The organism is Flavobacterium sp., assembly GCF_040379285.1.
Taxonomy (GTDB): Bacteria; Bacteroidota; Bacteroidia; order Flavobacteriales; family Flavobacteriaceae; genus Flavobacterium.
The window spans coordinates 1-11025 of the sequence record NZ_JBEILJ010000067.1 but is presented as its reverse complement, the minus strand read 5'-3'; the positions used below and the strand labels follow the sequence as shown (position 1 = coordinate 11025).

The following is an 11025-nucleotide window of genomic DNA, read 5'->3' as shown; positions in this document are numbered from 1 at the left end:
TCAGAAATGGGAGGTTTTTTTTATTGAAAATAATAACTGCAAAACCGCACACTCGGTTCTCCCGAAGTTTCGGGACGGGCGATGCCTCTTACTTAAAACCTCTCAGTATTGGGAGGTTTTTTTTATGAAAATAAATGACTAGAAAACTTAATACCGAAAGAAAAAAACTATTTAGAATTCGTGGCATTTTCAAGTGTTTTACCAATTCCTAATTGTTGTTCGATCATCTTTTTTTCGTTGGGGAAAAACCCTTGAACGATTAAAAAACTACCGAATATCATTAGGATAACGCTAATTACCCGCTTTATCTTATAAATATTATTAGGAGTTAGTTTGGATTTCAATTGTTTGGCTACCATTATTTTTAAAATATCCACCGCAAAATAGGTCAGAATAATGACTGCGATAAATAAAACAATTCGATCGGTTTCCATATTTAATTTGGGGCCAAATACGATGATGATTCCCATCCAAAAGGCTAGAACCCCAATATTGATAAAATTCAAAAAGAACCCTTTAAAAAATAATCCTAAATAATTGTTTTTAGGAATATTATCTTCCTCTACTTGTTCTTCATCCTTTTTTTTTAAGAAATTCTTTTTTTCTTTAATGAAAGAAATTATACCGTACGTAAGCATAATTCCTCCACCAAAAATAAATAAGCCAGGATCATCTTTTAGGCGTTCAAGGATTTGATTGGTACTAAAATAAGCTATTAAAATAAAAACAAAATCACCAAAAACTACTCCGGCATCAAACACCATCGCAGCTCGAAAACCCTTGGTAATACTCGTTTCTAATAAAACAAAGAAAACAGGCCCAATAGTAAAGGCAAGTAAAAATCCCCAAGGTATGGCCGCTAAAATATCGTTGAGCATGGCTTAATTCACTTAAAAAGTAAAGATATTCTTTTTCTGAGAAAAAGCAAATTTCCTTATCTATTTGGCTTGACGAATGGTCCCGCCAGCGATGGTTTTCTCGTTAATTTGCTTTGGATTGCCGTAAATAACAATAGTCCCACCAGCCCGAATTTTAGCATCCACCCATTCAGAAGCATAAATTTCAGCCTCTCCACCGGCATTTCCTGTAATCGTGGTTTGCTCAGTACGTAAATCTTTTGCTTCATACTGTCCTCCTGAATTGACAATCACCTCCTGGGTTTTGGCAGATCCCTGTAGTTCTACTATCGATCCATTGGCTGTGCGGGCTGTTAATTTGGAAACCTCTAACTTTAATTTTACCTGCGAACCTTCTTTGGCAATTACCTCAAAAAAAGTAGATTTTATAACCGTTTCGCCGCCAATATGCGAACCCTCATTGGCTTCTACGGCTTGTAAATTAGTATAATATACTGTCGCTGAGACCGATTCACCTGACAGTATCTTGGTTAAAGGCATTCGTATTTTTAATTCCCCATTGCGATTGACAACTTCTACCGAAGAAGCTTCTTTACCGGTGAGTACCACTTTATCCTCTTTTCCGGGAACTAACAAAACATCAATTTGATCAAATGCGGTCACTTTGGTAAAATCACCTACTTTTTTTTCGATTTGTGCATTCGCAATCGATACACAAACGAAAACGAAAAGAATCAATTTTTTCATTGCTGTAAACATTTATAATAAAACGAAGCTTTACAAGAATTATTCCTTTTTCCGTAAATACGTAAAATCCAATTGTTTTTTAACTAAATCAGCGTTTTTAACTTTCACAAAAACTTCATCACCCAATTGCAACATACCTTTGTATTGCTCGCCGATATAAGCATATTGTTTTTCATCAAATACATAGTAATCTTCTTTAATATCGCGAATTCGAACCATACCTTCACATTTGTTTTCAATGATTTCAACGTAAATTCCCCATTCGGTTACCCCTGAAATAACACCCAAAAACTCTTGATCCATGTGGTCTTTCATGTATTTGACCTGCATATATTTCACCGAATCGCGTTCAGCATTAGCTGCTAAAATTTCCATATCGGTCGAATGCTCACATTTTTCTTCGAAAGCCTCTTCATCGGCACTTTCCCGCCATCTAAATAATGTTGTAACAAACGATGCGCCATCACATCAGGATATCGACGAATGGGCGAAGTAAAATGACTATAAAAATCAAATGCAAGTCCGTAATGACCAATATTTTCGGTAGAATAACGGGCTTTGCTCATCGCACGAATCGCTAAGGTATCGACTAAATTTTGTTCTTTTCTTCCGTTAACTTCGGCCAATAAATCATTCAACGATTTAGAAATGGTTTGCTTGGTTTTGAAATTAATCGAATACCCAAACTTTGAAATCACCGATTGAAGTCCAATCAATTTATCTTCATTAGGTTCGTCGTGAATCCTGTAAATAAAGGTTTTCTTTTGTTTGCCAATAAATTCAGCGACTTTTCGATTGGCCAATAACATGAACTCTTCAATCAAAAAGTTGGCTTCTTTGGAAACTTTGAAATATACCCCTGTCGGTTCGTCATTTTCATCCAAATTAAATTTAACTTCCACTTTATCAAATGAAATCGCCCCTGCTGCCATGCGTTTTTGACGTAAAATTTTTGCCAACTCATGCAAGGTTAAAACCGCATCAACTATAGGATCCGGTACTTGATAATCCTTTCCAGTTAACGATGTTTTCGCAGGAATAATATCCGATTTTGTCTCAATAATATGTTGTGCTTCTTCGTAGGCAAAGCGCTGATCAGAGTAAATCACCGTTCGACCAAACCATTGATGGACCAATTCGGCTTTGTTATTCAATTCAAAAACTGCCGAAAATGTATATTTTTCCTCATGAGGACGCAACGAACAAGCAAAGTTGGATAACACTTCGGGCAACATCGGAACCACACGATCGACTAAATAGACTGAAGTGGCTCTTTTATACGCTTCTTCGTCCAAAATCGTTCCTTCTTTTACATAATGGGAAACATCGGCAATGTGAATTCCAATTTCATAATTTCCATTGTCTAATACTTGAAACGACAACGCATCATCAAAGTCTTTGGCATCCCGAGGGTCAATGGTAAAGGTAAGTATACCGCGCATATCTCGCCGTTTAGCGATTTCATCAGCGGTGATTGAAGTATCAATTTTATTTGCAAAAGCTTCTACTTCAATGGGAAAATCGTAAGGTAAACCGTATTCGGCTAAAATAGCATGAATTTCAGTATCGTGTTCCCCAGGTTTACCCAAAACTTTGATAACCGAACCAAAAGGTGAATCGGCTTTTTTAGGCCAATCTTCTAAACGAACTAATACTACATCACCGTGTTGCGCATCGTTTAATTTATTTTTTGGAATAAAAATATCGGTATACATTTTAGGATTGGCCGTCGTGACAAAACCAAAATTCTTTTGCACATCGACTACGCCTACAAACTCCATCTTAGCCCGTTCGAGTATTTCCACCACTTCTGCTTCAGGCTTTCGCGAAGCCCGTTTGTTGTAAACATACACTTTTACCCGATCCCCATGTAAAGCGTGATTTAAATTGATAAACGGAATAAATACATCGTCTTCTAATTCATCGCAAATAAAATACGCTGTTTTTCGCGTAGTCATATCGATAGTACCTTCGTAATATTCCTGATGGTCAGAAGGAATCAGGTATTTTCCAGGTTCGACTTCAGTTATTACCTTTTGCGAAGCTAGAATTTTTAAGTCCTTTATAATCTCATTGCGACTTTTGGTATCATCAAGCTCTAAGATAGCGGCAATCTGTTTGTAGTTAAAAGGTTTATTCGGACTTTTCGATAGGATTTTAAAGATTTTCTCGGAAAAGGTTTTATTCTTTTTCCCAAGATTTTTTCGGTTTCTTGGCATACTTCATTTCTCTTTTACGGTTGAAAATTACGAAATCCAATTCAGTTACTAGTGAAAAAGCCTACATTAAATAGGAAAATTACATATTCGGGTTGAAAAACAATTACCTTTGAGTAAAGAAAATCAGTCACTTATGAAAGATTTTATCACCGTTGCCATCTTTCATTTACCGCAAGAAACCTATATTTTAAAAACTCTCTTGGATCGAGAAAACATTCCTCATTTTTTCGAGAACGAAACGATTGTTTCCGTTGATCCCTTTGCCAGTATTGCTTTAGGCGGCATTCGACTCAAAGTACATCCCAACGATACTGCACGCGTTCAAGCCCTCATCGACCATTTAAACAACCCACTTCATATCGTTTAACATTTTTTAAAAACAGTGAAGTTTTCAACAGCTTTTAAAAAACAAAAAAATCATTTTTAAAATTTTTAAAATTTATGATGGTTATTATAGGGTGTTGATAAGGAGTAAAACTTTTTGGGTATTTATTTTTTCAAAAAGTTATGGAAAATTATACCGCTTTATGAACAACTTTTCAAAAACCTAATCGGCTCAAAATGATGAAATTTTTAGATTTTATTAACAGCTGTCAATAATTCTATTCCCTGCTTTTTTTAGCATAACTTTTTACCCTAAAAACTGTTGAAAACCTATTTTTTGTTGTCAATAATTTTCCAAAAAAAAAGCAAAACTTTCATTGGATTTCTCCTTGAAATTTTTGCTTATAAAAATTAAGTTTCGGTTTCAAAAAACTTCTGATTTTCTTTTCAAAATTATCAACAATAAATGTTAATTTAAAGTTAACTGAAAATCAGGCTATTGTAAAATAATATCAACATCGCTTAAGAAATAATTTTTAACATATTGATAATCAATGAAATATTAAAAATTTATTTTTTTATGAAACGCTTTAATGTCTTGATTTAGAATTTGATAATCCAATTTTCCTTGTTACCGTTTTAAATGCTCCTAAATCACAAAACTCCGCTCAATTTTTAGCTGCGAACTTTTTATTTTGTTTATCACATGAAGTAGCGAACGTTGCTTACCTGGTGTTAATTAATAAAACAAATCACTTCCCTTAAGATCACTTGCTAAAACTTCTTGAAATTTCTACGAAATCGGCATTCCATACGTCGAATCATCGGGCGCTAAATAGACGGTCAACACCACCCCAATGCTCCATTTTTGTTTTATCACCAAAGGCTGGTTTAATTATATAAAATACAGCCCCTATTTTTGTAATAAGGCCGAATGCAACGTTACCATCTGATTAATAGTACAAATGATACGTTTGTATTTACTTATTTTGAGTATGTTTTGATACACTTCCTCTGGTATTTAAACGTGAGGACCATAGCCAATCACATGATCCTTAAACGTTTCAAAAATTGCTTCAACTTCCATTTCGTAAAGTTTTTAACCAAATATAACCCGAAGCGCGCATTTATTCCCTAACTTTGTTTAACGATTTATAAGACCTAAATACAACGATTACCTCATGCGCATTTCAATAGGAAACGATCACGCCGGACCCGAATACAAAAAAGCTATTGTTCATTGGTTACAAACGCAAGGCCATGAAATTATCAATCACGGAACCGATAATGATGCTAGTGTAGATTATCCCGATTTTGGTCATCCCGTGGCTTTAGATGTTGCTGAAGGTCGTGCCGATTTCGGAATCGTCATTTGTGGTTCAGGTAATGGCATCAATATGACGGTCAACAAACACCAAGCCATTCGCTCAGCCCTGTGTTGGACCAAAGAAATTGCCGCCTTAGCACGGCAACACAATGACGCCAATATCATAAGTATTCCCGCTCGATTCACCGCTATTCCTCAAGCCGTTGAAATGGTTGCTACCTTTCTTGAAATACCTTTCGAAGGCGGACGACATCAAAACCGCGTTCAAAAAATAGCCTGTTCTTAAACCATGTTCAATTCGCTAAAAACCACTCCCGACATTATTCGAGCTACCCGATTTGTGGTGTTACTCACTTTATTGTTGGGCACCGGTTTGATGGTTTGGTATTGTTATAACCCTTGCGGACAGGTCATTTACCTCAGTTTGTTTTATATTATCAGCATGCTGTTTTTAAACAGTTACTTCGGTATTCGATTGTTGCAACTTTTGTTTACCGAACCTGAATACCGTCAGCCTGTAGCCGGCGCCATAGTGCTACTACTCTCCAATATTCCCGTCGGATATTTTTACATTCAATTAGGATTACAGATTTATCAAAGGTCTTCTCCCGTATAATTTTTTGGGCGTTTCCCCTCAATGAATTTTGCCTTACATGATCCAGCTCCCTACTTCGGGGCCGGGTGTTCGGGAGTCGCTTACCGAGGGTAATTTTTGTTTTCCAAAAGCAGCATATCTTCGGTAGAGCTCCAACAATCCCTCACCCCCTAACGCAGCCAGTCTTCGATGAAACCCATTTTATCCTTTGGATTTTCGTTTTTATCGCCCGCTTTTTTATGTACATTTAGCCCATAAATTAGTGTTCTTTTTTTCAAACGTAGAAAGGCGTTTGTTCGCATTCGTATGAACAGTATTTCTTTTATTCAAACTCATTTACAACTTCCTGAAGTCGCAGCCAAAAACATTGAAGCAGCGCTACAATTGCTCGCAGAAGATTGTACCATTCCGTTTATTGCCCGCTATCGAAAAGACAAAACCGGCAACCTGGATGAGGTCGTGCTCGAAAAAATTGCCAAATTCAAAAAGCAGTTTGACGAACTTATCAAACGCAAGGAAAGTATTTTGGCTAGTATCGCCGAACAAGGGCAATTACATCCCGAACTTCAAGCAAAAATTGAAAAGAGTTTTGATAGTAGTGAGATTGAGGATTTGTATTTGCCCTACAAAAAGAAGAAGAAAACCAAAGCCGATATCGCTCGCGAAAATGGGTTGGAACCGCTCGCCAAAATTATCATGGCACAAAACTCCGACCACATTGATTATTTGGCTTCCAAATATTTGAATAAAAATGTGGTCAACGAAGACGAGGCACTACAAGGTGCGCGCGACATTATCGCCGAATGGATCAACGAAAACCTGTTTGTTCGTAAACAACTGCGGCGTCAATTTCAAAGGCAAGCGGTGATTACAACCAAGGTGGTAAAAGGCAAAGATACCGACGAAAACGCCCAAAAATTTGCCCAGTATTTTGATTGGTCTGAACCCTTATCCAAAACACCTTCCCATCGTTTATTGGCCATGTTACGCGCCGAAGCCGAAGGGTATATCAAGTTTTCAGTCACCCTCGACAAAGACGAAGCCATCGAAAGGGTAGAAGAAGCCATTATTAAACGCGACAACGATACAACGCTCCATTTAAAATTAGCCATCAAAGATAGTTACAAGCGCTTATTGGAACCCGCGATTTCCAACGAAACCTTACAAGAGGCCAAACAAAAAGCCGATGCCAAAGCGATTGCCGTTTTTGCTGAAAATTTACGGCAGTTGTTACTCGCCTCGCCCTTGGGTGAAAAGCGCGTTTTGGCCATCGATCCAGGTTTCCGAACCGGTTGTAAAGTGGTTTGTTTGGATGAAAAAGGCGACTTGTTGTACAACGAAACGATTTATCCTCATGCGCCCCAACACGAAACGGCCATGGCGATGAAAAAAATAAAATCCATGGTCAATGCGTACAACATTGAAGCGATTTCTATTGGTAACGGAACAGCCAGTCGGGAAACGGAGTTTTTTATCAAAAAAATTGCTTTCGACAAACCCGTTCAGGTTTTTGTAGTCTCCGAAGCAGGGGCATCGGTGTATTCAGCGAGTAAAATAGCCCGTGAAGAGTTTCCAAATTACGATGTCACCGTGCGGGGTTCGGTCTCCATCGGACGCCGTTTGTGCGATCCCTTGGCCGAATTGGTCAAAATCGATCCCAAGTCGATTGGCGTGGGGCAATACCAACACGATGTAGATCAAGTGAAGTTAAAGGAAGAACTCGACAATACCGTAATTCGATGTGTGAATGCCGTCGGAATCAATATCAATACGGCGAGCAAATCGCTGCTGAGTTATGTGAGCGGTATCGGTGAAAAAATGGCCGATAATATTGTGAAATTTCGCTCTGAAAACGGACCCTTTCAAGATCGTAATCAATTAAAAAAAGTCCCTCGTTTAGGCGATAAAGCGTTTCAACAAGCCGCCGCTTTTATTCGCATCAAAGATGGGAAAAATCCTTTGGATAACTCGGCGGTACATCCCGAATCGTATAAAGTAATCGAGAAAATGGCTAAAGATTTAGGAATTCAAGTGGGCGATTTGATTGCAAACAAAGCCAAGATTGCCCAAATTAAGCCAGAGAATTATGTCAACGACACGGTAGGAATTCTTGGGATAAAAGATATTTTAAAAGAACTTGAAAAACCCGGATTGGATCCGCGAAAAGCCGCTAAGGTATTTGAATTTGACCCCTATGTAAAAACGCTACATGATTTGCGTTCGGGAATGATTTTACCTGGCATTGTAAACAACATTACTGCCTTTGGTTGCTTTGTTGATATTGGGATTAAAGAAAGTGGTTTGGTGCATATTTCCCAATTGAAAGACGGCTTTGTCTCCGATGTCAATGAAGTCGTCAAAATGCACCAACATGTTCAAGTAAAGGTCATAGAAGTTGATGAGGTTCGAAAACGCATTCAATTGACCATGGTGTTATAAAAGCAATAATCCCAAATTCGAAACCGAACTTGGGATTATTTTTTTGCAATTTTACAAGTTAAAACTGCAATTGGAAACAAAATAGTATGTTCTTCTTCATAGCAAGCAATAATAAGATGCAATAAAAAGAAAAGGGTTGCGTGAAAAAATAAAAAAAAGTGAAAAAAAAATCACTGCTCTTGAAAACAGTGATTTTTTGTAAAGAACAAGTCGTTATGATGTGGCGTCAGGAGACTATTTATTTTCTTCTGTCTTGGTTTCAGCTTTTGTTTTATCTTCTCCTTTGGCAGCGTCTTTAAATTCTTTTACACCAGCGCCCAATCCTTTCATTAATTCCGGAATTTTTCGACCTCCGAATAAAAGTAAAACAACGATTAAAATGACGATCCATTCGGTTGGTCCCATTCTTCCCATAGTATTGATATTTTATGCTTTCGCAGTTTTTAATTCAATTAATGGAACAAAGGTAAATAAAAAAAGTAACGTTATTGTTTTTCTAACAAAGATTTCACGTTAAAGTATCCGCTTTTCACCGCTGAATTTGGTTATATTTGTTGCATCAAACGCTCCGTATGTCAGCCAAAAAACTAAAAAAAGAACGGCTCAAAAAGCACCTGTTTACCAAAAACAGGCTTGTAATATTAAATGACGATACGTTTGAGGAGATTTTTTCACTTCGACTTACGTTGATGAATGTGTTTGTAGTAGCGGGTGTTGGTGCCATTTTGATCATTTTTGTGACTACGTTTATCATTGCCTTTACGCCGCTTCGAGAATATATTCCGGGGTATCCTTCTACCGAATTAAAACGTAACGCTACCGAATTAGCGTTAAAATCCGATTCGTTGGAATTTGCCATCAAAAAAAACGAACCGTACTTGCAGTCAATTCAGAAGGTGCTGAACGGGAATTTAGAATATGCCAAAGTCAATAAGGATTCTATTTTAGCCATCGCAGTGGATACCCTCCCTGATTTGGAATTGACACCTTCCGAAAAAGAAATGGAACTGCGCCGTGAAGTGGAACAGGAGGAGCAAAAATCACCCGCCAAACCGTCTCAAAAAGGAAAAAAATAATGTCGTTAAAATCATTTGCCGCCCGACTTTTGGCCTACAAAGTGCATCGAGACACCCAAAAATGGGCGCAAAATCCGGTAGCAACCCAGCAAAACGTTTTCCGTCAATTGATTGCTCAAGCGCAACAGACCGCTTTTGGAAAAGACCACCATTTTGACACCATACATTCCCATGCCGATTTTGTCAAACAGGTTCCCATTCGCGACTATGAACAATTAAAACCCTATGTTGACCGCGTGGTGCAAGGGGAAGAGCACGTTCTTTGGAAAGGGAAGCCTCTTTATTTTGCCAAAACGTCGGGGACAACGTCGGGGGCCAAATACATTCCTCTAACCAAGGAATCCATGCCGTTTCATATCCAAGCAGCTCGAAATGCCATTTTGAGTTATATCCACGAAACAGGCAAAGCCGATTTTGTCGATGGAAAAATGATTTTTCTGCAAGGAAGTCCAGAATTGGAGTCCAAAAACGGCATTCAACTGGGCCGACTTTCGGGTATAGTAGCGCATTATGTACCTAAGTATTTACAACGCAACCGCTTGCCTAGCTGGGAAACCAACTGCATTGACGATTGGGAAACCAAAGTAGATGCGATTGTTCAGGAAACGATGACCCAAAACATGACGGTAATTTCTGGGATTCCGAGTTGGGTACAAATGTATTTTGAAAAACTCGTTCAAATTTCAGGAAAACCAGTAGGCACGCTGTTTCCCCATTTTAATCTGTTTATTTATGGCGGTGTCAATTATGAACCGTACCGTGCGAAATTTGAACAATTGATGGGACGAAAAGTAGATTCCATCGAACTTTTTCCCGCTTCTGAAGGGTTTTTTGCCTACCAAGATTCACAAACCGAAAAAGGCATGTTGTTGCTATTGAATTCGGGAATCTTTTATGAGTTTGTAAAGGCGGATGAATTTTTCACTCCAAATCCCATTCGCTACACCATTGGTGAGGTCGAACGGGGTGTAAATTATGTGCTTTTACTCTCTACCAATGCAGGGTTATGGGCCTACAATATTGGCGATACGGTTCAATTTACTAGTTTACAACCCTATCGTGTGATCGTGTCGGGTCGGTTGAAACATTTCATTTCGGCTTTTGGAGAACATGTTATTGGGAAAGAAGTAGAGGAGGCCTTGCGTCAAGCGGTGGAAGGAACTTCGGTTCGTATCAATGAATTTACCGTAGCACCGCAAATAACACCTCAAGCAGGATTGCCGTATCACGAATGGTTGATAGAATTTGAACAACTTCCCGAGAATTTGAACGAGTTTGCGTTAAAAATCGATTATGCCATGCGCCAACAGAATGTGTATTATGACGATTTAATCGCGGGGAATGTTTTGCGAACGGTGGTTGTCACGCCAGTAGCGCCCAACGGTTTTCAAACGTATATGAAGTCTATCGGGAAATTGGGAGGTCAAAACAAACTTCCGCG

The 11025-nt window shown here is 38.3% G+C and carries 9 protein-coding genes and 1 pseudogene; 6 read left to right on the top strand and 4 right to left on the bottom strand.

What is annotated here, in order from left to right; all coding sequences use genetic code 11:
- Positions 1 to 167: 167 nt before the first annotated feature.
- The 3 genes and pseudogenes from ABWO12_RS11245 to rnr form a co-directional block, all read right to left on the bottom strand.
- A complete protein-coding gene (locus ABWO12_RS11245; RefSeq protein WP_353089041.1) occupies positions 168 to 878 on the bottom strand; it encodes a LysE family translocator in 711 nt (236 codons plus the stop codon).
- 60 nt (positions 879 to 938) lie between these two features.
- Positions 939 to 1604, bottom strand: a complete 666-nt coding sequence (locus ABWO12_RS11240) for a head GIN domain-containing protein (protein ID WP_353089040.1) — start codon at positions 1602 to 1604, stop codon at positions 939 to 941.
- 39 nt (positions 1605 to 1643) lie between these two features.
- Positions 1644 to 3823, bottom strand: a pseudogene (gene rnr, locus ABWO12_RS11235) (ribonuclease R).
- Between the two features lie 133 nt (positions 3824 to 3956).
- On the opposite strand from rnr, the gene ABWO12_RS11230 reads away from it, so the two are divergent.
- From ABWO12_RS11230 to ABWO12_RS11215, 4 genes are all read left to right on the top strand, one after another.
- Entirely contained in the window at positions 3957 to 4190 is a 234-nt protein-coding gene (locus tag ABWO12_RS11230) for a hypothetical protein (protein ID WP_073360235.1), read from the top strand.
- Positions 4191 to 5328: 1138 nt separating this feature from the next.
- Positions 5329 to 5760: a ribose 5-phosphate isomerase B gene (rpiB, locus tag ABWO12_RS11225; protein WP_353089039.1), complete on the top strand. Its 432-nt coding sequence runs from the start codon at positions 5329 to 5331 to the stop codon at positions 5758 to 5760.
- A gap of 3 nt (positions 5761 to 5763) precedes the next feature.
- On the top strand, positions 5764 to 6090 hold the full coding sequence (locus ABWO12_RS11220; protein ID WP_353089038.1) for a hypothetical protein: 327 nt from the start codon (positions 5764 to 5766) through the stop codon (positions 6088 to 6090).
- 285 nt (positions 6091 to 6375) lie between these two features.
- The gene (locus ABWO12_RS11215) at positions 6376 to 8508 is read left to right on the top strand and encodes a Tex family protein (protein ID WP_353089037.1); all 2133 of its coding nucleotides are present in this window, start codon (positions 6376 to 6378) and stop codon (positions 8506 to 8508) included.
- A 234-nt stretch (positions 8509 to 8742) separates the two neighbouring features.
- On the opposite strand, the gene tatA is transcribed toward ABWO12_RS11215, so the two are convergent.
- On the bottom strand, positions 8743 to 8922 hold the full coding sequence (gene tatA / locus ABWO12_RS11210; RefSeq protein WP_353089035.1) for a twin-arginine translocase TatA/TatE family subunit: 180 nt from the start codon (positions 8920 to 8922) through the stop codon (positions 8743 to 8745).
- 158 nt (positions 8923 to 9080) lie between these two features.
- Here tatA and ABWO12_RS11205 point away from each other — a divergent pair, with 158 nt between their 5' ends.
- Both ABWO12_RS11205 and ABWO12_RS11200 read left to right on the top strand, forming a co-directional pair.
- The gene (locus tag ABWO12_RS11205; protein ID WP_353089034.1) at positions 9081 to 9584 is read left to right on the top strand and encodes a peptidase; all 504 of its coding nucleotides are present in this window, start codon (positions 9081 to 9083) and stop codon (positions 9582 to 9584) included.
- The coding region (locus ABWO12_RS11200; RefSeq protein ID WP_353089033.1) for a GH3 family acyl-acid amido synthetase at positions 9584 to 11025 on the top strand (1442 nt) is incomplete at its 3' end. The genes ABWO12_RS11205 and ABWO12_RS11200, both read left to right, overlap by 1 nt.